This is a genomic window from Paenibacillus sp. FSL H7-0756 (assembly GCF_038006765.1).
GTDB lineage: Bacteria > Bacillota > Bacilli > Paenibacillales > Paenibacillaceae > Paenibacillus_AQ.
Genome location: NZ_JBBOVT010000002.1, coordinates 990,393 through 1,015,245 on the forward strand (window position 1 = coordinate 990,393; position 24,853 = coordinate 1,015,245).

Consider the following 24,853-nt stretch of genomic DNA (forward strand, 5'->3'; position numbering starts at 1 on the left):
CGGTCACAAATCTAATAGCGGCTGAAGCCAAAACGCAAAACAGCGATTCTCTAGTAAACGGAGGATCGCTGTCTGCTATTTAATCATCGTACCTTATCGGCGCGCCTTGGTTACCCGGCTTCAAAGGCTTGCTTGAATTGGCTGTTATACAGCTCGGAATATATCCCTTGCAGCGCTAGGAGCTGGCTATGGCTTCCCTGCTCAGCGATCTGGCCGCCCTGAATGACCAGAATCCGGTCAGCATCCTGAATGGTGCTTAGCCGGTGGGCGATCACGAAGCTGGTGCGGCCCTTCATCAATGTACGCATGGCCTGCTGGATATGCATCTCTGTCCGGGTATCCACGCTACTCGTTGCCTCATCCAGAATGAGGATGGCCGGATCGGCCAGAATGGCACGGGCAATGGTCAACAGCTGGCGCTGGCCGTGGCTCAAGGTGGTCCCGTCTGTACCCAGCAGTGTGTCGTACCCCTGTGGCATCCGCGCTATAAAGCCGCTGACATTGGCGAGGTTAGCTGCCTCTTCCACTTCACGGTCCGTGGCCTCCAGACGGCCGAACCGGATATTCTCGCGAATGGTTCCCGAGAAGACATGGGCGTCCTGCAGCACCATTCCGAGCTGGCGGCGCAGCCCGTTTTTATTGAACTCCCGGATATCCCTGCCGTCGATCAGCACCTCACCGCCGCTCACTTCATAGAAACGCGTCAGCAGGTTGACAATGGTCGTCTTCCCTGCACCGGTCGGCCCCACCAGGGCGATCGTCTCACCCGGCTGCGCAGTGAAGCTTACACCGTTCAGAATAGGCTCGCCCGGCTTATATCCGAACACAACATCCCGGAAAATAACTTCCCCGCGTATCCGCTCCAGCTCCTGAGGCTGCTCCCCGCTGTACTCGGAGGACATATCCATCACTTCAAATACGCGCTCCGCTCCGGCGATTGCCGATTGGATCAGGTTATACTGGTTCGCAAGGTCGGAGATGGGCCGGCCGAACTGCTTGGCGTAGTTCAGCATACTGACGATGACCCCTACGGTAAGCAGCCCATGATAAGCCATCCAGCCGCCAATTCCGGCAATCAGCGCGAAGTTCAGATTGTTAATCAGGTTCATTACCGGGCCTACCAGGCCGGATACAATCTGCGCCTTGATGCCCGCTTTGTTAAGCTCCCCGCTTATTCCGCGGAATCTGGTGACCTCCGCCTGTTCTCGGCGGTATTGCTTGATTACCTTTTGGCCACTGACTGCTTCTTCAATGAAGCCGTTCAGCTCACCCAGATGCTGCTGCTGATCCTTGAAGTAGATCCGGCTTAAGCCGGTAATCCGGCGGCTCGCCAGTACGACCAGCGGAATAGTTATCAGAGCAACTCCCGTCAGCGGAACATTCAGCATCAACATAATGACCAGAGAGCCGCTAAGTGTGATCAGACTGTTCAACAGCTGGGTTACACTCTGATTCAGCGAGTTCGAGACATTGTCGATGTCATTGGTCGCACGGCTCATCAGCTCACCGTTAGCATGGGTATCGAAAAAGCTGACCGGCAGCTCCTGGTATTTGGCGAACAGGTCCCGCCGCAGCTCATAGACCGTGCGCTGGGAGACGGAGGTCATCACGTAAGCCTGGACCCAAGAGACGGCGCTGCCCAGCAGATAAATACCGCCCAGTAGAAGACAGAACCGGATGAGCAAACTGTAATCCTGCGGGAGGATCGCGGTATCAATGGCTTTTCCCAGCAGGTAAGGACCGATCAGGGCAAGCACAGCATTCAGAATCGTGAATACGTAGACCATAATCAACCCTGTCCGCTGACGGTTCAGATAGGACCAGATGCGGATGACCGTTGCCTTACTGTTCTTCGGGCGTACCTTGGGTGTAACGCCAGCCCGGCCCGGAGGCCCGCCGCCTAACGCTCCAGGTCCGACGGGAGCCTGTTCTCTTTTACGATGACTGGACATAGGGCTCCTCCTCTTCCTTCAGCTGGGAATGGCGGATGTCCCGGTAGATCTCGCTGCCTGCCATCAGCTCGCTATGTGTACCCTGCGCGGCGATCCGCCCGTTCTCCAGAATCAAGATCCGGTCGGCATCTATAATAGAAGACACCCGCTGGGCAATCATAACGACAGTGCAATTCTGAAGCTCCGTCTTCAGCAGCAGGCGGATGCTTGCTTCGGTAACCGCATCCAGAGCGCTGGTGCTGTCATCCAGGATCAGAATAGACGGTTTGATCAGCAGCGCGCGTGCAATAGACAGACGCTGCTTTTGCCCGCCTGACAGGTTCACCCCGCGCTGCCCGAGCTGCGTGTCGTAGCCTTGCGGCATAGCTGTGATGAATCCATGTGCTTCTGCGGCCACAGCCGCGTGCTCCACTTCTTCATCTGTTGCTTCCGGCCTTCCGTAACGGATATTATCCCTGATACTGCCGCTGAACAGCAGGGACTGCTGCATTACGAACCCGATCCGGCTACGCAGATGCTCTATGCCAATCTCCCGGATGTCTGTTCCGTCGATCAGAACGGCACCGGACGAGACCTCATAGAATCTGGGAATCAGACTAACCAGGGTAGACTTCCCTGCTCCGGTAGCCCCCAGAATAGCGATCGTCTCTCCGGGGCTGGCTGCAAAGCTGATATCCTCCAGCACAAGATTCTCATCCCCGCGGTTATAGGCGAAGGAGACCTTGCTGAATTCAATACGTCCGAGCGTAATGGCTGCTTGATCTGCCGCAGGCGCTTCGGTAATTTCACTTGTGGCGGCGAATACTTCATTGACGCGGTCCCCCGACACCTTGGCCCTTGATACGAAGGCTAGCATCGTGCTCAGCATCATCATCGACATGAGCAATTGAGTAACATAGTTAATGAAGGCAATTAGTTCACCAACGGGCAGTGTCCCGTTCCAGTTCTGTAGGCCCCCGAACCAGAGGACGGCTATAATGCTGGCATTCAGAATCAGCATCATAAGCGGCATATTCAGCGCCATCAGGCGGATCGCCCGGATTCCGGTATCCGTATAGCCGGTATTGGCGGTATCAAAGCGCTGCTGCTCATGGTCTCCACGAACGAAGGCCTTGATTACACGAATGCCGGTGAGATTCTCCTGCAGCACATTGCTCACCCCATCCAATTTCTCCTGCATCCGGGCAAATAGCGGAAAAGAAAGCCGGATCAGCACAAACAGGAGAATGAACAGCAGCGGAACCGCTGCCAGCAGGATCATCGCCAGAGACGGGCTGATCCGGACTGCCATGACGAGACTTCCGATCAGCAGCAGCGGTGACCGCACGAAGCTTCGCAGAATCATCTGCACAAAGGTCTGAAGCTGCACTACATCGTTTGTCAGCCGGGTGATCAGCGAGCCGGTCTTCAGCCGGTCCAGATTGCGGTTCGAGAAGCTCTGGATATGCTCAAACAGCTTGAGTCGCAGATCATTGCCGAAATTCTGTGAGGCAATACTTGCACATACCGCACAGCCTACACCGCCGATCATTCCGATGACAGCGATTCCAATCATAATTCCGCCTGTTGAAAGGATATGCGATAAATCATTCTTCATCAGGCCTTTATCCACAATGCTGGCCATAAGTGCAGGCTGCAGCAGGTCCATCACTACTTCAACTACCATTAACAGCGGGGCAAGCACGCTCCAGAGGGCGTACGGCTTCATGAAGCCCCTGAGCTTCCACATTCAGTTCACCTTCATCTCATCAGTCGTTGCATCCGGTTAGCTTGTTTAGGGTAAATGGGTGATTTTATCAGTGATTGGCGTTCTCTGCTTGGCCGCAGGGACCTCCGAGGGATAACCCACGGCTAGCACTCCAATGACATCCTGCCCTTCAGGAATGCCAAGCACCTCACGGCCCTTGGCCGTACCGCCGAGAGACGACCAGAACACACCAGCTCCTGCCTCATGAGCTGCCAGCATGAAATTCTGGATGTAACAGGACACAGCCATGATGTTCTCTTCGCGCTCTATTGTAGAAGCAGCAGGCTTGGATAGGACTCCAATCAGCAGCGGAGCGCCACCAAAATCGGTCTTATGATTCAGCGCCGCCCGGATCTGCGGCCCGATGAACAGCAGTTCCCACGGCTCATTCATCCGGTGGTTCGGAGCATAGCTGGCAGCTTCCAGCCAAGTATTCAGCTCCTCCTCTTTAATCGGGTCCGGCCGGAAGGCTTTGATCGTTCTTCTCGTTTGAATAGTATCGATGATAGTCATAGTTAGTCCACTCCTTCGGTTGTATTTGTATCCACATGGTAATAAGCATATCTCTTTAGCACGTTATATTACAATACTTTATAAGTAGATTGGAACATTATGTATATGGTGTTAATGATTTTTTTATGCTGAAAGTGAATGGGCTCCTGGGCAAAAACAGCCTTACCCATCTGTCCTCTCACCAGCGCAATGTAATCAGTTTTTCGATTACCAGTCATCTGTCCTCTCGCGAGCACATTGTAATCGGTTTTCCGATTACAATTGGCCATCCGCCCTCTAACCAGCGCAATGTAATCGGTTTTCCGATTAAATCCAGTCATCTGTCCTCTCACGAGCGCAATGTAATCGGTTTTCCGATTATATCCAGTCATCTGTCCTCTCACGAGCGCAATGTAATCGGTTTTCCGATTACATCCAGTCATCTGCCCTCTCGCGAGCGCAATGTAATCGATTTTCCGATTACATTGGTCCTTCACCTACTCGCAAGAGCAAGAACAGCCCAGCAAACTCCGCCTAAGCGGAGCTTCCTGAGCTGTTCGTTGGTGGAGTCGATTTGTCTCCATGAATCCGTTCATCCTAGGCCTGCTCCAACGCATATTTCCTCATCGTCTGCTGCTTGAAGTCATCCCACGCCGGTGTGGACAGACGGGCTTGCTGCATCAGAGGTTCAAAGGCTTGATAGAGCGCTGCAATCTCGCTAAATGAGCCATCGATCAGCTTCATGAAGGGCAGCTTTTGAACCAGTCTCAACCCTTGGGCGAGCAGTGCCGGGTGCTTTTTCGCCCCGTTAACCAGGGAGGCGGGATTAACGGGTAAGCCCAGTGCGGAGAGCACGCGGAACCCTTCATCCATTAGGGCAACCGCCTGTTTCCAGCGGGCGGAGTCTTTGCTTGCTTTTGCCAGATCAAAATCATAGAGATAAATGACCGACATCACCGGGACAATTGAAACAATGTGACTCAGGAGCCACGCGTTAATATCCTGAGAATAATCCAGCTTATACTTCGTCTGCCGGAAGGCCTCCGCAAGCTCTGTCCTGAACGGAACCTCACCCTCCAGACTGCCCAGCACCATCTTGCCGCCACCGCTTACAACGATAACACGCCCGTCTTCCTCACGGGTCCCCCCGTTAATCTGGAAGCCAAACGCAATATTCTGCGGAATCCGGCTATTCTCGTTGAAGAACTGCTGCATCCCGCGGGTATCTCCGTTATTGCCGACAAGCACAATATTCTTACTGTCGTTGTCCGCCAGCGCCGGCAGCACGGCCGGGAAGTCATTGTATTTCATCACTACGAAGATCAGATCATAGACATCGTCCCTCCGCAGTTCGGATATCACCTTCACCTGATCCACAGTCGTTTTGCGCTGAAAATAATGCCGAAGGACCAGTCCGTCCTTCTGCAATTGGCCCGCCCGCTTCGTTCTGGCCAGTATGGTGACCTCATTCCCGCCCCGTACCAGCACATGTGCCAAATAACTGCCTATTACCCCTGCACCGATCACTAATATTCGCATTTCGAATCCCCTCTCCGCTTCAAACAGTTGTATTTAAATGAACATCTGTTCATTATGTTAGCGGCGGGGACTCAATCGCGCAATTGCCAATGGTGCCAGGGATGTCAATTACTGAACAAACCCGTGTAAATTGTACATTACCTTATCGCTCCTATGACGCCAAGCCGCCTCATTCCATCATCTGCGTATGAACGGCCACGATCAGCATATCCATATGCCGGGCATGCCGCAGCAGATATTGAACGAAGCTCACCGAGAACAGGCTGCGCAGGAAGTGTCTGCGGGACTGGCCGATGATAACCTGCGTAGTCTGCATGTCATTCATCCGCTGGAGCAGATGCTTATAGAGATGCTTGCGGCTTCCCGCCTCCGTAATGTCCATTACCCCGCCCAGCCGTTCGGTCAGAGCCTTCAGCGTATCCAGCCGCTTCTGCTCCTCCACCGTCTTCATGCGGGCACAGTGCACGTAGTGTACATGCCACTCCGCCTTCAGGCGGTGTGCAATGCGGAAGCCGCGGCGGACCAGCCGTTCAGCCTGCGGCCCTGTGTCTACACAGACGAAGATGACCTCCCTTCTGCTCCACGGTCCGCGCAAGGCAGGCTCCCGTTCCCAGGCCTCCAGCCGCTCATCCACATCATCGGCAATCTCGCGCAGGGCCAGCTCACGCAGCGCGATCAGATTACCTATTTTGAAAAAAGACTCCAGCGCCTGATTGACCTTCTCCCGCGCATAGATCTTCCCTTCCCGCATCCGCTGCTGCAGCATCTGCGGAGTGACATCAATCAGCTCCACCTCACTCGCCATCCGCAGAATGGCATCCGGCACCGTCTCGCGCACACGCACGCCGGTTAACTGCTCCACCGCATCGTTCAGGCTCTCCAAATGCTGCACATTGACCGTGGTAATGACAGAGATCCCGTTCTCCAGCAGCTGGATGACATCCTCGTAACGCTTGCGGGTCAGGCTTCCGGGAACATTGGTGTGGGCCAGCTCATCCACCAGCACCACCTCGGGACGGCGGGCGATAATGGCCGCTGTGTCCATCTCCGTAAGCTCGGTGGACTGGTAGGCAATCCGCGCTCTCGGAATCATCGTTAACCCGCCCACCTGCTTGCCGGTTTCCTCTCTCCCATGAGTCTCCAGCAGCCCGATGACCACATCGATGCCCCTGCCCAGCAGCAGATTGCCTTCCTGGAGCATCTTGTAGGTTTTGCCAACGCCGGGGGCTGCGCCAATATACACCTTGAAGGTACCCCGGCGGATATCTTCGATCCGCCGCTCCAGCTCCCGGCCGGTCAGCCGGTGGAACGGTTCTGCCGCCTTCTTCACGGCGGGACGGACGGGCAGCACCCGCTCTCCTTCCTGCTCGGCACGGTCAGCCATCAGGAACACGTCAATATTACGCGTCCGGCGCAGGACACGGCTGGCAATGGAGCCTTGCCACTTCTCCTGCCAGCGGCTTTTCTGCGAATGCCCCATCACAATTCGGGTGACATTGTTCTGAATGGCATAGCGCACAAGCATGGTGGGCAGCATCCGCAGACGCAGCAGCTCCAGCTCCTCGAACCGGGCCTGAATCCGTTCTGTCAGCTTGCGGATGGAGCGCTTGAATACCTGCTGATCCTTGGTCAGCGGGCGGCCGCGCAGGAGGAAGGTAACGATAAGCAGGTCTCCGTTCAGCCGTTTGGCAATCTGCTGTCCTCTTCTAATATAGAGGGAACCATTCCAGTGATACTGCGCGGATACCAGGATACGCTCTGTCGCGCCGGATGGGCCTATCAGTCCCTCGGCCTCGCGGTGCTTTTCCAGGGAATCATTGACCCCTTCCGCCATCAGCCGCAGCGACACCTCACGGAGTACGCCAAGGTTGCCTCTGAGGGATAGAGCCGGGTGCGCGCCCTCTCCAAGCACTCCCTCCTCCAGCCGCTTGAGAATGGTCTCCGGGGACACATCGATCAGCCGTACCTCATCGGCGAGTTCCAGTGTATTGAGCGGCACAGTGCAATCCGCACGGATGCCGGTCATTTCATAGATTTGCTCCCCCACACCAGCCAGCTCATAGACATTAATAGTAGTGATTACGCTGATGCCCTGATCCATCAGATAACGGATGTCCGCAAGCCTGGTCGGGAAGCGGGCCTCTGTACGGTTACGGTGGGCCAGACCATCGACCAGCAGCACCTCAGGGTTGCGCTCCACCAGAGCCTCCAGCGGCAGATCCTTCTCTTCTTTGCCGTCCTTCAGCCAGTGAATACTGGGCACACGCTCCAGATCGCCAAGCTGCTGAACCGTCTCCGCCCGGCCCATAGTGGAGACTGCACTGATCACGACATCGATCCCCTGATGCTTCAGCAGCTTGCCTTCCTCCAGCATATGATAGGTTTTGCCGGAGCCGCTAACCGAGCCGATGATGATCTTCAGCCGTCCCCGCTGGAGCTGGTAGATAGAATATAGAATCTCCTCGGGAGACTTGCGTTTATAGGGCGCCACGGATTCACCTTCTTTCTATTCTCACAACTGGAGGAAGCGGTCTGTATGGATTAAGCTTACTTCGCTATCTCCGTCAGCGCCAGATTCAGCTTCAGCACATTCACCCGTTTCTCTCCGAACAGTTCCAGATCGCGCCCTTCCGTATGTTCCTTCACCAGCGCTTCAAGGGTATCTGCCGGAATGCCGGTCAGCTTGCTGATCCGGGGAACCTGCACGAGCGCCGCAGCCGGTGAAATATGCGGATCAAGACCCGAGCCGGAATTCGTAATCAGATCCACAGGGAGCTGACTTACTGGGACGCCGGGATTATCCAGCTTCCACTGGGCAATGGAATCCTTGGTCCGCTGAAGCATATCAGGATTCGATGGCCCGTAGTTATTCGATCCCGAAGCCTCGGCCTTGTACCCGATACTCGACACACGGCTTTGGAACATAGCCTGGTTCGTGAAGCTCTGCCCGATCAGCGCAGAACCGACCACCTTCCCGGACGTATCCTTCAGCAGGCTGCCGTTCGCCTGGGCAGGCATCAGCACCTGGGCAAGCGCGGTGGAAGCCAGCGGATAGATCATTCCGCAGAGAATAATGAATACAATGCTTAACCTTACTGTAGTGAAGAAAAAAGCAGCTTTTGAAGCGGAGTCCTGCTCTCCGGTTGTCTCATGAATAGATTGTGCCATGATGATTACGCCCTCCTTGTATAGTCAATCGTCTGCCGGACTTCTTCTAGATCCATATACTGACGATCATATCAATCAGCTTGATCCCGGCGAATGGAACAGCGACTCCGCCCAGACCATAGATGACAATGTTGCGCGTCAGTAGTCTGGAGGAGCTCATCGGCTTATAGGAGACCCCGCGCATAGCGAGCGGAATCAGCAGCGGGATGATGATGGCATTGAAGATCAGCGCCGATATAATTGCCGAGCTTGGGGAACCCAACCCCATGATGTTCAGGGCTTCCATCTCAGGAATAGCGAGCGTGAACATCGCCGGAATGATCGCAAAATATTTGGCAATATCGTTAGCGATACTGAACGTGGTCAGCGCACCGCGTGTCATCAGGAGCTGCTTCCCGATAGCTACAACCTCGATGATCTTGGACGGATCAGAATCCAGATCGACCATATTGGCCGCTTCCTTGGCAGCGGTTGTCCCGCTGTTCATCGCCAGCCCCACATCGGCCTGAGCCAGCGCCGGAGCATCGTTGGTTCCGTCTCCAGTCATAGCTACTAGCTTGCCCTCGTTCTGCTCCCGGCGGATTACCGCAATCTTATCTTCCGGGGTACTCTCGGCAATGAAATCATCGACTCCGGCTTCACGGGCAATCGTAGCGGCGGTCAGCGGGTTGTCCCCTGTACACATGATCGTCTTGATCCCCATGCTGCGCAGCTCGTCGAAGCGCTCCTTCATCCCGGGCTTCACCGTATCTTTCAGATAGATCAGCCCATAAATCCGGTTGTCTACGGCAACCGCGAGCGGAGTGCCGCCCAGCCGTGCAATGGCATCCGAGTTGGTATCCAGATCGGACGGTACGGCACCGCCCCGGGACAGCACCCACTTCTTCACGGAATCGACCGCTCCCTTACGCACTGAGCGCCCGTCCCGCAGATCCATCCCGCTCATCCGGCTCTCTGCCTTGAATTCAATGAACTCCCCGCCGTCCGCGAGGCTGCTGTCATATTGGAGTTCCAGCTTCTTCGCCAGCTCCAGGACCGAGCGCCCTTCCGGCGTCTCATCCTTCAGCGAGCTGACCGCCGCCCAGGACGCAAGCTCGGCTACAGTTGCTTCGCCCACTGCAACGAACTCACTGGCCATCCGGTTCCCGAAGGTAATCGTCCCCGTCTTATCCAGAATCATCGTGTTGATATCCCCGGCAGCTTCCACCGCCTTCCCGGACATCGCCAGGACGTTGAACTGTGTCACCCGGTCCATTCCCGCAATCCCGATGGCCGACAGCAGCCCGCCGATGGTGGTCGGAATCAGGCAGACGAGCAGTGCGATCATGACCGGAATCTCCAGCTTCACCCCGATATAATCCGCGATGGGACGCAGGGTGACGACGACAATCAGGAAAATAATCGTGAGGCTGATCAGCAGCGTGTTAAGAGCAATCTCATTCGGTGTCTTCTGGCGCTTCGCGCCTTCGACCAGTGAGATCATCCGGTCCAGGAACGATTCCCCCGGATCACTGGTGATCCGCACCTTGATCTGGTCGCTGACTACGCGGGTACCGCCGGTCACGGAGCCGAAGTCGCCTCCGGCTTCCTTAATGACCGGAGCCGACTCCCCGGTGATGGCCGATTCGTCCACAGAAGCCAGCCCCTCGGTCACTTCCCCGTCGCCGGGAATCAGTTCGCCCTGGCTGACGATTACGATATCGCCTTTGCGCAGCTCAGAGGCCGGCACCTGCTTGACTCCTGATCCTGCCACCTTATTGGCGGTGATGTCCTGTTTGGTTTTTTTGAGCGAATCGGCTTGTGCCTTGCCCCGGCCCTCCGCTAGCGCTTCCGCGAAGTTAGCAAACAGCACGGTAAACAGCAGGATGAAGAATACGGTTATATTGAAGCCTACCGCATGCTCCGCATGGAAATACCCGGGCGCAAGCACCATGAGCAAGACGATAACCGTCCCAACCTCCACGACGAACATGACCGGATTCTTCATTAGCGTCACCGGGTTCAGCTTCACCAGACTATCCTTGGCAGCACTTAGCAGGATGGGACTCGTCAGCAGCTTCTTTTTGTGTACAGTACTCATTCTCTTCTCTCCCTCTCCCTACCGTAAAGTCAAATATTCTGCAACCGGACCGAGGACAATCACCGGCAGGAAGGTCAGCGCTCCGATAATCAGCACCGTACCAATCAGGATGCCAGTGAACAGGCCGTTATCTGTGCGGAAGGTCCCAATGGTCTCCGGCACCGGCTTCTTGCGCAGCAGGGAACCGGCAACCGCCAGCATGGCGATCATCGAGACATACCGGCCCAGCAGCATGACAACCCCAGTGGTGATATTCCAGAAGGAGGTATTATCCGCCAGCCCTTCGAAGCCTGAGCCGTTATTGGCCGCAGCCGATACGTATTCATACAGCACCTGGGTCATTCCGTGGAAGCCGGGATTACTGATACTGCCTTTACCAAGCTCTGTCAGAAAAGCAGCCGCCGTCGGCACCAGTATAATCAGCGGATGAATCAGAATCGCGATGGCGATCAGCTTCATCTCCCGCGCTTCAATTTTGCGGCCCAGGAACTCCGGCGTCCGGCCCACCATCAGCCCGCAGAGGAACACGCCGAGGATCGCATACATAAGCATATTGATCAGGCCGACACCTTTACCGCCGAACACGTTATTCAGCATCATGAGGGTCAGCGGGGTAATACTGCCGAGCGGCGTCAGCGTATCATGCATATTGTTCACACTGCCGGTAGTGGCCGCCGTTGTAACGGTGGTGAACAGCGCCGACTGTGCGATGCCGAACCGGACCTCTTTGCCCTCCATGCTACCCTGTGAAGCGTCTATGCCCATGGCGTTAATCGCCGGGTTGCCCGCACTTTCCGCAGCGTAATTCACTCCGAGCAATACCACGAACAGCGTCATCATCGCGCCAAAAATCATCCAGCCCTGCCGCTTGTTTCCGGCGAACTTCCCGTACATATACGGCAGAGATGCGGGCAGCAGCCACATGGAGAGGATCTCCAGCACATTGCTCAGCGGTCCCGGATTCTCAAATGGATGCGCAGAGTTGGCTCCGAAGAAGCCCCCGCCGTTCGTGCCGATGTGCTTAATGGACTCCAGGGAGGCCACCGGACCGATCGCAATCTGCTGGGTCTGCCCTTCGAGCGTGTTCACTTCCAGCGTAGGTTTCAGGGTTTGCGGCACATGCAGCGCTACAAGCGCCATTGTTACAAGCAGTGCCAGCGGAATGAAGATCCGGATATGCGCTTTGACGAAATCCTCGAAGAAGTTCCCCACCGAGCGGCGGCCTGTAATCCCTCTGACAAAAGCAACCGCGACCGAGAAGCCGCTGGCAGCCGAGGTGAACATCAGCATCGTCATGACCGCCATCTGAGAGAAGTAGGATACGCCCGTCTCCCCGCTGTAATGCTGCAGATTCGTATTGGTCATGAAGCTGATGACCGTGTTGAAGGTAAGCGTCTCTTCCATATTGCCAATCCCGCCCGGGTTGAGCGGAAGCCCCTTTTGCAGCCGCAGAAAGAGATAACTGAATACCACCAGTACAATGTTCGTTACGATGAAGCTAAGCGCATATTTCTTCCAGGACATCCCGCCCCGCTGCTTCAGCCCGATCAGACGATAAATCCCCTTCTCCGCTGCGCCGAACACCCGGTCTGTCCGGTTCGGTTCATTAGAGAATACATGATATAGATAAGTGCCCACCGGCTTCACCAGCAGTACGAGTATTAAGATGACGACTACAATCTGCACAATCCCCACGGATGGCCCTCCTTAGTAGTTAGAATTTCTCGGGATGAATCAAAGCATAGCCCAAATACAGAAACAGCAGCACAGTAGCTCCAAGGACAACCGCCATTACTCCGTCCCTCCTTGCTCATCGGTCACACGGCTGCACCATTGTACAAACGCGTAGAACACGGTGAATATTGCTGCCAGCATTGCCGTCATATACACATCCATCATCGTCTTTGCCACTCCTCACCTTATGGTAATCTCTCTCTTGTAACTTCCGGTCTAGCGTATCATTTCTCCCATTAGTTCAGGGTAAGGGTTTCCTCAGGCGCATTAAGATTGTATTAAGACTTCAGGAGGGATGGTAAATCTCTTTACCCAACACCCTGTTGACCGCCCCGATAAAAGCACCATAACCCCCGTCCGCCTCCATCCGGTGCGGGAGCGCCCAGGCAAGGATCACTTCCGTCTCCTGACGATCGAACTCGAAGCTGGTCACAAGCAGCTCACTGACCTCACGGGCCGAAGCCCCGCCGGCAAAACGGGCAGCAGCAGCATACACCCCGCTATTCTCATAGGTGCATTCCTGCAGCAGATAGATCCGGTCATATTGTCTCTTGATCAGCACCAGCAGCGCCGTCAACACCGTAACCCATCCGATATTTCTCACCCATACATCCATCTCCAAGCCTTCTCTCCAGTAGGTTAACTTCAGCATTCAGCGTACCACTCCCGCCATTAGTTCAGGATTAGGGTTTGCTTCAGCAGATTAAGATTACGTTAAAATACCGCCGGCACGCCGCTCCAGCCGCTTTTGCAGCATCCCCCGGAACAGCAAAAAACCATGCCTGCTCAGGCATGGTTAGGAACACTATGAAACGTGCTATACGGATTCCGTAAATAGGTTCAAATCACTCTGCTATCGTCTCCCGCTTGCAGCATCCGGTAGCCCACACCTATATGGGTTTGGATCACCTTGGGCTGGGAAGGGCTGCGCTCAATCTTCTTGCGGAGCGTAGCCATGAATACACGGAGCGCGGGAATATCATAGGTAGGACTGCCCCAGATTTCATGCAGGATATAATTATGGGTCAGGACCTTGCCGACATTCTTCGCCAGCAGACACAGCAGCTTATACTCAATCGGCGTCAGGTGGATCTCATCACCCTCCAGCCAGACACAGCCCGCCGCATAGTCAATCCGCAGATTTCCGTTCGCAAAAAAGGCTGAATCCTTCATCAGCTTCTCGCCGTCCCCCCGGATCCGCCGCAGACTGACCCGCAGCCGGGCGAGCAGCTCCTCCACGCTGAAGGGCTTGGTCAGATAATCATCGGCTCCGGCATCCAGCGCTTCGATCTTGTCACGGTCCTCACTGCGGGCACTGACCACGATGATCGGAAGGTTCGACCAGGCCCGGATTTTCCGGATAATATCCACACCGTCCATATCGGGCAGACCAAGGTCCAGGATCATCAGATCCGGCTGACTGGATACCGCCTCCAGGATGGATGCTTCCCCTGTCTCTGCGGTATGGTATTTATAGCCCTGAGTCTCCAGGGTTGTGGTAATCAGCTTGCGGATCGGCTTGTCGTCTTCGACGACCAGAATCATGGGTTTATTCATGGACATTCACCTCCTCTGCCAGCAGGGTGAAGCGGAAGACCGTTCCCTGCGGTGCATGATCTTGTACTTCAATATGCCCGCCATGGGCATGAATAATTGATTTGCAGAGCGCAAGGCCCAGGCCCAGACCGCGCCTGCCATCTCCCCGCACGTTATCCGCCGTATAGAACATTTCGAAGACCTTGGACTTCGCTTCCGGGGATATTCCCGGCCCGTCGTCAGCGACCTCGACCACAACAAGCCCCTGCTCCTGTCTGGCAGATAGCGTAATATGTGAACCAGACCCGCTATACTTAATCGCATTATCCACCAGGTTGATGATCACCTGAATGATCAGCCGTGAATCCATCCTGGCCATCAGCAGCTCCTCTTCGAGCACCACCCGGATCACATGATCCTCCTTGTTGCGGTTCACATGCAGCAGCGCTTCCGCGATCACTTCCTCCAGCAGCTCCGCCTGAAAATTCAAATGAAGCGCCCCATTGTCAATCCGGGTAATCGACAGCAGATTCTCCACCAGATTGATCAGCCAGATCGAATCGTCATAGATATCGCTGTATAACTCCTGCTTCTGCTCCTCGCTCAGCACCGCCGAGTTGCCGATCAGAATGCCCGCATTGCCGGAAATACTGGTAAGCGGCGTGCGCAGATCATGCGAGATGCCGCGCAGCAGATTGGCGCGCAGCTGCTCCTGCCGGATTTGCAGGGAGCTTTCCTTTTGCAGCTCGTTCAGCTTGTCTTTCTCCAAAGCGAGGGCGCATTCGCCTAGCATAGCAATCATCAGACTCGACTCGAACACCTCCAGCGGCTCTTCCTGCTGCATCACAATTCCTGCCACGGCAAAGACCGTATCGCCGCTTCGCACCGCATGATACAGACATTGGGCCGCCGAGAAGGTATCGGTAGACGCTCCAGCCCGTTTATTGTTCCGCAGCACCCATTCCGCTACCTCGCGCTCTGCTTCCAGCGTATCCCTTTGAGCGTCAATCGTACTTCCGTCCTTGTTGTACAGCAGCGGCTCTGAGAGCCCATCGCCCACAACCTCATAGATAATGATGCTCCGGTCCAGCAGCTTGAGCATTTGCAGCGCGGTCTCACTCAGGATGGCGGGCGTGTCTTTGGCCTGCTGGAGCTTCCGGCTGGTCTCGAGGAGCACCTCGGTGCGGTACGCTTTTTGTGCCGATTCCCTGGCCTGCTCTTTCACCCGCAGCGTCAACGTACTGGTGATGAACGAGGCCGCCAGCATCACGAGGAAGGTCACCGGATACCCGGAATCATAGGCCTGAAGCGAGAAATAAGGCTCGGTGAAAAAATAGTTAAAGACCAGCACGCTCAAAATCGACGTCACCGCGCTGTACAGCCGTCCTTTTGTAACCATCGCATCGAGCAGAACACCCAGAATATAGACTGTGATAATGTTCGCTTCACTGAAGCCGAGAACCTTGAACCATAACCCGATGATCGTGCAGACCAGCAGAATCCCCAGGGTTTTGCCTGTATCAGCCAAGGTGAGAAGCGGAGGTCTGGCATATTGCGGAATTTTGGATTGCAGGGCAGACTCCTGATCCGGGATGATATAGATGTCGATATTCGGAGCAGCAGCCGTCAGTTTGTCTACAAAATTCGAACCGACGGACCAGCGGCTGCGATTCTGCGACCGGCCCAGGATGATTTTGGAGACCCGGCTGGTTTTGGCATATTCGGCAATCTGTCCCGGCACATCCTCACCGTACACAGTGGCAACCTGCGCACCAAGCTGTTCGGCCAGCCGCAGATTCTCCCGCAGCTCCGACTTGTTCCTTACCGTTAACTCTTTCGTTCGAGAGGTCTCCACGTAGAGAGCAGTGAATTCCCCCTGCAGAGCTTCGGCCATTCTCGCCGCTGTGCGGATGACCTTCTTATTGGATATTGCCGACGACAGGCAGACCAGGATATGTTCTCTGCTGTACAAGCTGGCTTCCACTGCCCGTTCCCCTAACCTGCCCTCATACCGTTTGAATTGATCCGCCCTGTACCTTAGAGCCATTTCCCGCAAAGCACTCAGCTTCTGGGAAGTGTACAGTTCATCAGCCTCCTGCCGGAGCGGCTCCTTGGAAAAGATCAGCCCCTCGTGCAGACGCTCCAGCCAAATGTCCGGACTGATATCAATGAACTCGACCTGGTCGGCACGCTCGAATACACTGTCGGGAATACGCACGGGCTCAGGCATTCCGGTCATGGAGGCTACAACATCGGTCATACTTTCCAGCTGTTCTATGCTAACCGTAGTATAGACATCTATTCCCGCACGCAACAGCTCCTCCACATCCTGATACCGCCGCTTATGACGTACTCCCGGAGCATTGATGTGGGCCAGTTCATCCAGCAAAATCAGGTCAGGTCTCCTGCGGATCGCCTGGTCCAGGTCGAATTCCGGTACGATGGTCCCGTTTGCAGGAATGTCCAGCGGCGGCAACAGCTCCAGACCGTTAATAAGCTCCGCTATATCTGCTCTGTCATGGGCTTCAATGTAACCCGCCAGCACCTTTTGACCGTTCTTCTGCTCCGCATGGGCAGCCTCCAGCATCGTCCGGGTCTTCCCTGCTCCCGGTACATAGCTGAAGAATATCCTCAGCCTTCCGCGCCGCTTCTTCGCTGTATTTTCCCCTATCATCTGAAGGTTTCCTTCCCGCTAAGCCCATCTTTAGACCAGCCATTATACACTGTAGCGTTAGTATAGCATGTGCATAATGAGCATAGTATTATGGATTCGGCTGTGGCATTAAGATTGTATTAAGATTGGCGTAAGTCAATAGAGGGGAAACCCGCATGCTTCCCGAATATAAGCTCAGAGCATAATTTTTACATACGATTCTAAGGAGCTACTAAGATGACCAATGAACAGAATGGCACACAAGGAACCATGGAAGTGATTCTGGCGAATGCAATCAAGATTCCCGGAGTGCGGGTAGACCGGCGTGAATTCCTCGCCCAGCAGTTTGCCAAATATGATACTTATGGGAATATGCACACTATACTGGACAAAGGGCCGCTTGAAGCCGGAATTAGCCTTGCTGTGATTGATAAAATGGCCAAAACGTTAATCGAGAAACGGACCCTTCTGAGTACAGCAGCCTCGACAGCCGTTGGACTTCCAGGCGGTTTAGCCATGGCAGCGACCATTCCGGCAGATACCCTGCAGTTTTTTGGCGTAGTGCTGCGATTGTCTCAAGAGCTGGCTTATCTGTATGGCCGCACGGACCTGTGGGAGGAAGATTCTGCAGATTCAGAGCAAGTTACCCGGGAGCTGACTTTGTATCTGGGCGTTATGTTTGGAGTGGCTGGTTCAGCTTCCATGCTGAAAATGTTGACCGCGAAGATCTCTCAGCAGCTATTGAAAAAGCTTCCGCAGAAAGCTTTGACCCAGACCTTGTACTACCCGATTCTCAAGAAAATCTCAGCTTATATCGGCATCAAAATCACCAAAAAAACCTTCGCCCAAGGTGCATCAAAATTCGTACCCGTCCTAGGCGGACTCCTCTCTGGCGGAATGACTTATTTCTCGATGAAACCGATGGGTAATCGTCTGCGTGAGGCCTTGTCAGCTGCCAGCAACGACTACTCAGAGGCACAGTTCGAGCAGGATTACGAGAAAGTGAAACGTTCGGCAGAAGATGAAGAGATTAATGTGATCGAAGGAGAATTCTTTGACTTGGGCTTTGACTCGAAGCAAGAGGACCCGGTAACCTCATCTGCTGCGGGCAAAGAGAGCTTCAGTGTGGCTGATGAACTGCTCAAATTCAAACAGCTGCTGGATATGGGCGCGATCACACAAGAGGAATTTGACCGTAAAAAGTCGGAATTGTTGAACGGTTAATTTCCTGCAATTGTTCATGAATAGCTATGAGCCCTGCTTTAGGCAGCGTTCATAGCTATTTTTTAAAATCACATTGCCCATACGCATTACTTCCTGCTGCAACTACTGTACCATCCTTCTTAAGTCCGAGCGTGTGGGTGCAGCCTGCCGCAATGGCAACAATATCCGTCCAGCCGCTTATCTCACATTGTCCGTAATCATTCCAGCCTGTAGCCTTCACCGTACCATCGAATTGTAGACCTACGGTGTGATGACTGCCTGCCGCAATGGCCTTCATTGTGCGCCAGCCGCCAACTTCACCTTGTCCGCGCTTGTTAAGCCCTGTAGCTACTACTGTGCCGTCTGCTCTAAGTCCAGTCGTATGAAGATAGCCCGCCGCGATCATCGTCAGCTCCTGCCAGCCGTTCACATTCCGCTGTCCGTAGCGGTTGTTCCCCGCTGTAATGGCCGTACCCTCGGCCTTGAGTCCAACCGTGTGCCAGTCTCCTGCGGTAACCGCAACAATATCCGACCAGCCGCTTACCTCACATTGACCTTCGTTGTTTCTTCCCGCCGCAACCACTGTCCCGTCTGCCTTCAGCCCGACCGTACGCCGCCAGCCTGCCGCAACCGCAACGATATCTCGCCAATCGCCCACGTTGCATTGATCATGCTTATTCCATCCGGCCGCGATCACCGTTCCGTCCGGCCTTAACCCTACTGTATGCGAATTCCCTGTATGAGCATTGCCTGCTGCAACCGCAACCATATCACGCCAGCTGCTTACCTCGCACTGCCCGTATGTATTTTCGCCGCAAGCCCGCACTGATCCGTCCGGCAGGAGCAGTACAGAATGGCGGTATCCCGCCGCGATAGGGGCTAATGAAACTTTAGGCATCTGCATTGCTCCTTCGTTTTTTATATAGGATTCTTATGATTATAGCTAGTATTGCAAAATACTTGTTACTTTTCAACGCCCTTGTGAAGGGCATTCTCAATAGCCTTGAGGTAGGCTTTGCTTGTAAGCGTAGCGCCGCTGATGCTGTCTAATTGAAGCGATTGGGCCTGGATCACTCTGCCGAACAATTCATCTACAGACGCCGCCGACTGATTCTCCGCATGCTCCAGGAGCTTGATCGCTGTAACTTTGTGCGCCGTAACGGTAACCAGAACCTTATTCGCCCTCCATTTATACATTCCGCCAGCATATTCACCTGTATACTCCCCCGCATGCAGCTTGTTGAAATTCACTTGATCAATCTCTACGTTCCGCGCTTCCCGGCGCTCTTTCTCTGTATAGAGCAAGGCCGCGCCTGAACCGATTAGTCCCACGAAAATAACGGTTAGGCACAGCAGCAGCAGGTTGCGTTTCCACTTCTTTTTCATGTTAACCCTCCTCTTAACCGTTCTCATCATGAATGAATATATTATAGTTCATTCATTTTTAAGCGCGTTTAGCCATTCTTTTACCGATTCGGTCAAACAGATGTCCGGCCAAGCTCTTGACAGGACCCAGCGAGACCGGATAATAATACGCCGCTTCAAACCAGCCGTTAGCCTGGTAATGCCGGAAATCCTTCGACCGCTCATCCAGCATATGCTGAATACTGGTCCGGGACAGCCGGAACATCAGCAAGCGGAACAGTGTAGGAGTCGGCGGTGCCGGACGCATCAATCCTTTGTAGAAGCGGGCCGCAGCCTTGCGGATTCTCACAGCATTCTTCCGCGCGGCTGCCGTGCTAACTGGCTCCATCGTACTTAGCACACAGCCCCGGGTCACCTGGAACCCAAAGTTCTCGCCCATACTGCTAAGATATTTGACAATCGCATTGCCGCCGTGAATTCCCTGATTGACGATCGCCGTATACGTCTTGCCGAAGAACTGCGGCCGATGGAACACATACGCCAGCCGGTCGAGCAGATTCTTCATGGCTGCCGGAACATGGAACGCATAATTGGGAGCCGCCATAATTACACCGTCCGCGCTCTCCATTTTCTCCACCAGCACATCCCGGTCGTCCCTCAGCGGGCAGTATTCTTCACCTTTATTGAAGCACACCTTGCACCCCCGGCAGAACTCAAGCCTGTAATCCTTCAGAAAAATATACTCAACCTCTACCTCCCCGTAGATTCGGAGCTGAGCCTCAAATTCGCAGACCGCTCTGTACGTATTGTTCTTTTGCTGATTGCCGATGATTGCGATAACCTTCTTCATGATTTGTCCCTCCAGAATAGAATTTCATTTCCGCTTTGGTTATGAATGAATATTATTTAATTCATTCATAACGTATATTAACATAGATATGCGTTATTGTCTGTACAGACACAGCTTGATTTTGAACGATTGGTGAAGAACTTCCGGGCACAAAGAAAGAAGCCACAAGCAGCAATCTGCTTATGGCTTCTTCCGCTGTTCTTTTACTGAATCAACAGCCCAAACCCGCTCTGAATATAATACAAGCTTGGATACGCAATATTGCTGGTCGTCAGGTTGTTGAAGGTCGCCGAGCCGTTGCCGGTATACGTGTAGATGGCCGCTCCCTTATGAGCGCTGGAGAACCGGGAAGTCGTCACCCCGTCAAGGCCCGTGCCGTTGATATTAATGTTATTAAATACGATACCCGAGAAGCCGCCGCCGTATCCGAGCTGGATCGCATCGCGCTGGGTGTTGATGATGTCGATGTTGTTGAAAGTAACATTCCTGATCGGGTCAGACGAAGCTTCAAGATCAATTGCGCCGCGTTCCCCGTCATACAAGTCACGGCTGGTGCCGCTGTTAATAATCGTCGTATCCGAGAAAACCATCCCCGTATTACTGTTGAAATGCGCCCCCGGGAAGGTTGTATTCAGCCGGATACCAGAGCCGCCTACTGTGTCGATAATGTAGTTGTGATCCGCCTTGTGACCGCTGCCCCCGAAGATGCCGATAGCGCCGGCACGCCAGTTATTCTCGATCGTATTATACGAAAAGGTGTTATTCACCCCATCCGGCGCCCCGAACGTATTGCTCGGCCAGACGGCCAGTCCGTCGTCCCCGTTATTGCGCACATTGGTATTGCGGACGGTAGAGTTGCTGGTCCCCTGGGAGAAGTTGATGCCGTCCGCCAGATTGTTGCGGATGCGGCTGTTCTCTACAAGCAGATTGTTCGCAAAAATTGCCGGCGTCCGCGCGTAATCCCCCACCCACATGCCGCATTCAAAATGCTCAATCCATACGTCATGGATGACCGAATTGTTGCCGAAGTTATCCATCAGGCCTTTATAGATGGCATTCTGATTGTACCGGGATCTCAGATTTGAGTTCATATAGACATTGCTGAAATCCAGCTTGCCTTGAACACGGAAGGAGATGCCTCCGCCAGCTGCATTGGGATTCGTAAATTGCAGATTGGTGTGCCAATAGCCTGCACCGGTGACCGTGAAGTTGTTAATCATATTGCTGACCGAGCCAATGACCCACATGCTGCTCAGATTAAAAGTTCCCGCCGGAATATAAAGTGTTTTCCCGCTGGCGACGGCGGCTGTAACCGCACTGTTGAAGGCGGCCAGGTCGTCCTGTCCGTCACCTGCCACTGCGCCGTAATCGGTGACCGATACCGAGTTGGCTGGACGGGCGATGGCTGCCGGTACAGGTTCAATCTCCAGGAAGTCAACACCATACTCCAGACTGTCTCCGTTATTCTTCTGAATGCGGATTACATCCCCGGGCTGAAGCGGCGTGTCCAGCTTCCAGTGGACTTCATCGAAGCGGAACAGCGGACGTCCGGCACCCGGCGCATCCCCCGGCTGATCTCCAGAAAAGTATTGCCAGGCATAATACGAGGTAAGCGGAATGGTCTTGGCCTTGGTTCCATTCACATATACGTCAAGCGCACCTGTAAGACCCATTCCGTCTGCCGAATCCGGCATCGTGAATCTCATGGTGACTCCGGCACCGCCTTGCCCCGCTCTCACTGTCCACTGGGCATAAGCTCCGTTAGACGGCAGGGCCACATAACTCTGTCCCGAAGCCTCGGAGGCAATCAGCGTCTGATCGAAATTCAGTGCGGATCTCAGCGCCGCCGAGCCGCCGCGGCTGGCATCCTGTGTATCATACCGGCTGTACGTAACGCTTGCGCCGCGTAAAGCATATACGACCAGGTTCACAGTGTTCACGTTGTTGGCCTGCTTGGTTGTTACCTCATTGGCATCTGCGGCAATGGTCGTAGTAACAGTGTAATTACCGTTCACTGCACCCCAGGTACCGGGGAGAGAGACCTCTACCGAAGCCCCGGCAGCAATTACGCCGGTGTAGGAGCCTGTGAAGGTCTGCACAGTAGAGCCTGCGGCATTCTTCAAGGCTACAGTTATTCCGTGGGCACCGCCTGCGGAAGCAAGGTTGCCCTGATTTTTGAGACTGACGGTGAAGGCCACGTTACTCCCCGCAGCCGGTGTTCCCGGTGACCAGGAGGTCGCTGCGGTCAAGTCGGAGCTGGACACCGGAGCAATGACCAGGGCAGCAGGATTAGCGTAGCTATTGTTGCTTTCATTCTGCTCAATAATCTGGCCTGCTTCATCGACCTTGGCACTGAGCGGATAAGTTCCGGCTGTTAGCGTTCCTGCATTGTAGGAGACGGATGCCGAAGCTCCTGCCGCCAAAGCCGCTACTGGTGCCGAACCCGCTAGCTCGTTGTTCAAATAAAAATTGACTGTGGTGGCTGCTGCTGCGGCATTGCCAATGTTTTTTACCATTGCATTCAGAGTTACACTGCCTGTCTCCACCAGAGAAGCAGGAGTCCAGCTCATGCCTGTAATCGTCAGATCCGGGTTCGCTGCCGGTGTACCGTATACCTGGAATTCAGCGATCTGTCCGGCAGGTGCGCCGGAGTTGGCAGTGACATTAAGCTGCAGCCGCTTAACGGTTGCAGTCACGGGAATGGTGACCGTGTTGCCTGAAGCCGGATTGAAGGTATAACTCTGAGCTGAAACGAGGCTGCTGAAGGTCGTCGAATTCTGATTGTGTCCGAGTACTTGAATGTTCTGGGTCCGGGCCGCCCATTCGGCCGCCGGATTCAGCTTCAGGACAATTGATGAGATTGTATAATTGGCTCCCAGGTCGAGCGTAAGGGTGCTTGGATTCCCGCTGCCTTCCCAGTAAGTAGCCGTGTTGTTATCGTTCGCATTCGCAGCAACGAAATTCTGTGTGCTGGAGGAGGCGTTGATCGTTTTACCCAGTGCAATATTGCCACCAGGGGAAGTCGTCGCCGTTGGAATTGGTGTGACTGTAGGCGTTGGGGATGTTGTCGGCACTGGTGTTGGTGTAGCAGATGGAGCAGGTGTGGAAGTAGGAACCGCTGTATTGGTAGGGATCGGGGTTGCTGTAGGTACAGCTGTTGGAGCTACTGTAGGTGAAGGTGCGGGCGTGGCGATGATTGCAGACGCTACCATAATTAGATCCAAATTGATGTTGCCCGTATCCCCCGCATCGTATTTGTAAGCAATGCTATTACTGCCAGCATTCAACGGGAGGGCTTCAGTCTTCGTGCCCCAGGTGTCCCAGTTCGCCAGGTTCGGCAAGGTTGTCTGGCGCTGCTTCACTCCGTTCACGTAGATACTGATCGTCTTGGCGCTTCCGCTTGCATTGGCATACCTCAGTGTAACATTCCGTGTACCCGCCGAAGCCACATTGACCGTGAAGGTGGTGGCCGGACCTTGGGTCAGATAGTTGTCAACAAAGCCTGTACCGGAGTATCCGGCATGGTCCGTGTTCACTTGCGCTCCGCCGGACAATGCAGCAGCTTCTGCTTCATAGGTGCCCGCTGGAACCGGTGATGTAGTAGGCCCGGCTGTAGGCGCAGGGGTTGGGGAGCTGGCACCGTAGATTTCAAGCTCGGACAACTGGCCCGCAGGCCACGCAGTATTCGCACTGAACAGCAGACGGACATAACGCGTATTGGCAGATGTGAAGTTAATCGTGACACTGTTGCCCGCCACCGCAGGATTAAATTCGTACGCAGCTGCACCGGCAATATCTGTAAAGCTGGTGCCGTTCGCACTGCCCTGTACCGCAAGTGTCTGCGTCCGTGTCTCCCAGCTAACGGGTAACTTCAATACAAGCTGGTCTATACTGGTGAGCGTACCCAGATCGACCTGAATCCACCCGGGAAAAGCATCATTTGTACTCTCCCAATACGTACTTTGGTTACTGTCCTTAACGTTATCCGGGGTATAATTCTGGGATTGTCCGCTGGCGGTAATGGTTTTGTTAAGTACCAGATTCGTTCCGCCAGCAGCCGACGAACGGGTCAGCGGACCGGCCGCCATGAAGAGCGTTGAGATGAGCAGCGTAACTACAAGCGACCATGTAACATACTTGTTGCGCATTCTATTCCTCCTTAATCTGATGTGGAACGACACACAGTGATATTCACAGCCCTCTAATGATAGCGATTACAACTATTACAAAATCAAAGCCTGACTCAGCCCACCCTCCCCTCTCTGCAATACACACTCATTATAGGTTTAATGCAGAGCACTCTTTAAGAGCTATTTCTACGGAAAAGATAGGTGATTCAATGAAAGTGATCATTGAGAGCAGCCCCGAATAAAAAAGATCAACTATGGCAGAATCTGACCATTGTTTGAAGGAAATAAAGTTTTACCCTGCCTATGCTTTATCAAGCTATACGAACGGAAAGGATAAAATATTTCTTGCCAAAACATCTAAACAAATATAACATCTAATTAGACACATATATAATTATATGTTA

At 54.1% G+C, this 24,853-nt stretch carries 17 protein-coding genes; 1 reads left to right on the plus strand and 16 read right to left on the minus strand.

All coding sequences use genetic code 11. The features are described from left to right. Positions 1 to 110: 110 nt before the first annotated feature. From NST04_RS20880 to NST04_RS20930, 12 genes are all read right to left on the minus strand, one after another. Entirely contained in the window at positions 111 to 1,952 is a 1,842-nt protein-coding gene (locus NST04_RS20880; RefSeq protein ID WP_341185963.1) for an ABC transporter ATP-binding protein, read from the minus strand. Then, the gene (locus NST04_RS20885) at positions 1,936 to 3,681 is read right to left on the minus strand and encodes an ABC transporter ATP-binding protein (protein ID WP_341185964.1); all 1,746 of its coding nucleotides are present in this window, start codon (positions 3,679 to 3,681) and stop codon (positions 1,936 to 1,938) included. The genes NST04_RS20880 and NST04_RS20885 overlap by 17 nt, the downstream gene beginning before the upstream one ends. 45 nt (positions 3,682 to 3,726) lie before the next feature. Next, positions 3,727 to 4,212, minus strand: coding sequence for a nitroreductase family protein (locus NST04_RS20890; protein WP_341185965.1), 486 nt, complete (start codon positions 4,210 to 4,212; stop codon positions 3,727 to 3,729). Positions 4,213 to 4,788: 576 nt separating this feature from the next. Continuing rightward, positions 4,789 to 5,730 carry a ketopantoate reductase family protein gene (locus tag NST04_RS20895; RefSeq protein WP_341185966.1) on the minus strand — a complete coding sequence of 314 codons (942 nt, stop codon included), beginning with the start codon at positions 5,728 to 5,730 and terminating at the stop codon, positions 4,789 to 4,791. Between the two features lie 169 nt (positions 5,731 to 5,899). Continuing rightward, positions 5,900 to 8,221, minus strand: coding sequence for a universal stress protein (locus tag NST04_RS20900; protein ID WP_341185967.1), 2,322 nt, complete (start codon positions 8,219 to 8,221; stop codon positions 5,900 to 5,902). 56 nt (positions 8,222 to 8,277) lie between these two features. Beyond that, positions 8,278 to 8,898: a potassium-transporting ATPase subunit KdpC gene (gene kdpC, locus NST04_RS20905; protein WP_341185968.1), complete on the minus strand. Its 621-nt coding sequence runs from the start codon at positions 8,896 to 8,898 to the stop codon at positions 8,278 to 8,280. A 46-nt stretch (positions 8,899 to 8,944) separates the two neighbouring features. After that, the gene (kdpB, locus tag NST04_RS20910) at positions 8,945 to 10,978 is read right to left on the minus strand and encodes a potassium-transporting ATPase subunit KdpB (protein ID WP_341185969.1); all 2,034 of its coding nucleotides are present in this window, start codon (positions 10,976 to 10,978) and stop codon (positions 8,945 to 8,947) included. Positions 10,979 to 10,996: 18 nt separating this feature from the next. Next, positions 10,997 to 12,673 (minus strand): potassium-transporting ATPase subunit KdpA, encoded by a 1,677-nt coding sequence (gene kdpA, locus NST04_RS20915; protein WP_341185970.1) that lies wholly within the window; start codon positions 12,671 to 12,673, stop codon positions 10,997 to 10,999. A gap of 19 nt (positions 12,674 to 12,692) precedes the next feature. After that, positions 12,693 to 12,770 carry a potassium-transporting ATPase subunit F gene (locus NST04_RS34045; protein ID WP_445667949.1) on the minus strand — a complete coding sequence of 26 codons (78 nt, stop codon included), beginning with the start codon at positions 12,768 to 12,770 and terminating at the stop codon, positions 12,693 to 12,695. Positions 12,771 to 12,998: 228 nt separating this feature from the next. Then, positions 12,999 to 13,364, minus strand: a complete 366-nt coding sequence (locus NST04_RS20920) for a hypothetical protein (RefSeq protein ID WP_341185971.1) — start codon at positions 13,362 to 13,364, stop codon at positions 12,999 to 13,001. Between the two features lie 188 nt (positions 13,365 to 13,552). Then, positions 13,553 to 14,269, minus strand: coding sequence for a response regulator (locus NST04_RS20925; protein WP_036693936.1), 717 nt, complete (start codon positions 14,267 to 14,269; stop codon positions 13,553 to 13,555). Beyond that, positions 14,262 to 16,922, minus strand: coding sequence for a sensor histidine kinase KdpD (locus tag NST04_RS20930; protein WP_341185972.1), 2,661 nt, complete (start codon positions 16,920 to 16,922; stop codon positions 14,262 to 14,264). The genes NST04_RS20925 and NST04_RS20930 overlap by 8 nt, the downstream gene beginning before the upstream one ends. 216 nt (positions 16,923 to 17,138) lie before the next feature. Here NST04_RS20930 and NST04_RS20935 point away from each other — a divergent pair, with 216 nt between their 5' ends. Beyond that, the gene (locus NST04_RS20935) at positions 17,139 to 18,125 is read left to right on the plus strand and encodes an SHOCT domain-containing protein (protein ID WP_341185973.1); all 987 of its coding nucleotides are present in this window, start codon (positions 17,139 to 17,141) and stop codon (positions 18,123 to 18,125) included. Between the two features lie 55 nt (positions 18,126 to 18,180). On the opposite strand, the gene NST04_RS20940 is transcribed toward NST04_RS20935, so the two are convergent. From NST04_RS20940 to NST04_RS20955, 4 genes are all read right to left on the minus strand, one after another. Further along, positions 18,181 to 19,002 (minus strand): RCC1 domain-containing protein, encoded by an 822-nt coding sequence (locus NST04_RS20940; protein ID WP_341185974.1) that lies wholly within the window; start codon positions 19,000 to 19,002, stop codon positions 18,181 to 18,183. Between the two features lie 65 nt (positions 19,003 to 19,067). Further along, on the minus strand, positions 19,068 to 19,490 hold the full coding sequence (locus tag NST04_RS20945) for an FMN-binding protein (protein ID WP_341185975.1): 423 nt from the start codon (positions 19,488 to 19,490) through the stop codon (positions 19,068 to 19,070). A gap of 58 nt (positions 19,491 to 19,548) precedes the next feature. Next, positions 19,549 to 20,319, minus strand: coding sequence for a flavodoxin family protein (locus NST04_RS20950; RefSeq protein ID WP_341185976.1), 771 nt, complete (start codon positions 20,317 to 20,319; stop codon positions 19,549 to 19,551). A 203-nt stretch (positions 20,320 to 20,522) separates the two neighbouring features. Then, complete coding sequence (locus NST04_RS20955) at positions 20,523 to 24,467, minus strand: discoidin domain-containing protein (protein WP_341185977.1); 3,945 nt, start codon at positions 24,465 to 24,467, stop codon at positions 20,523 to 20,525. Positions 24,468 to 24,853 lie beyond the last annotated feature (386 nt).

Bases quoted from the DNA above. Each gene is read 5' to 3' on its own strand.
- NST04_RS20880 (WP_341185963.1), bottom strand. From the start codon at position 1,952: ATGTCCAGTCATCGTAAAAGAGAACAGGCTCCCGTCGGACCTGGAGCG.
- NST04_RS20885 (WP_341185964.1), bottom strand. From the start codon at position 3,681: ATGTGGAAGCTCAGGGGCTTCATGAAGCCGTACGCCCTCTGGAGCGTG.
- NST04_RS20890 (WP_341185965.1), bottom strand. From the start codon at position 4,212: ATGACTATCATCGATACTATTCAAACGAGAAGAACGATCAAAGCCTTC.
- NST04_RS20895 (WP_341185966.1), bottom strand. From the start codon at position 5,730: ATGCGAATATTAGTGATCGGTGCAGGGGTAATAGGCAGTTATTTGGCA.
- kdpC (WP_341185968.1), bottom strand. From the start codon at position 8,898: ATGGCACAATCTATTCATGAGACAACCGGAGAGCAGGACTCCGCTTCA.
- kdpB (WP_341185969.1), bottom strand. From the start codon at position 10,978: ATGAGTACTGTACACAAAAAGAAGCTGCTGACGAGTCCCATCCTGCTA.
- NST04_RS34045 (WP_445667949.1), bottom strand. From the start codon at position 12,770: ATGGCGGTTGTCCTTGGAGCTACTGTGCTGCTGTTTCTGTATTTGGGC.
- NST04_RS20920 (WP_341185971.1), bottom strand. From the start codon at position 13,364: ATGCTGAAGTTAACCTACTGGAGAGAAGGCTTGGAGATGGATGTATGG.
- NST04_RS20925 (WP_036693936.1), bottom strand. From the start codon at position 14,269: ATGAATAAACCCATGATTCTGGTCGTCGAAGACGACAAGCCGATCCGC.
- NST04_RS20930 (WP_341185972.1), bottom strand. From the start codon at position 16,922: ATGATAGGGGAAAATACAGCGAAGAAGCGGCGCGGAAGGCTGAGGATA.
- NST04_RS20935 (WP_341185973.1), top strand. From the start codon at position 17,139: ATGACCAATGAACAGAATGGCACACAAGGAACCATGGAAGTGATTCTG.
- NST04_RS20940 (WP_341185974.1), bottom strand. From the start codon at position 19,002: ATGCCTAAAGTTTCATTAGCCCCTATCGCGGCGGGATACCGCCATTCT.
- NST04_RS20945 (WP_341185975.1), bottom strand. From the start codon at position 19,490: ATGAAAAAGAAGTGGAAACGCAACCTGCTGCTGCTGTGCCTAACCGTT.
- NST04_RS20950 (WP_341185976.1), bottom strand. From the start codon at position 20,319: ATGAAGAAGGTTATCGCAATCATCGGCAATCAGCAAAAGAACAATACG.
- NST04_RS20955 (WP_341185977.1), bottom strand. From the start codon at position 24,467: ATGCGCAACAAGTATGTTACATGGTCGCTTGTAGTTACGCTGCTCATC.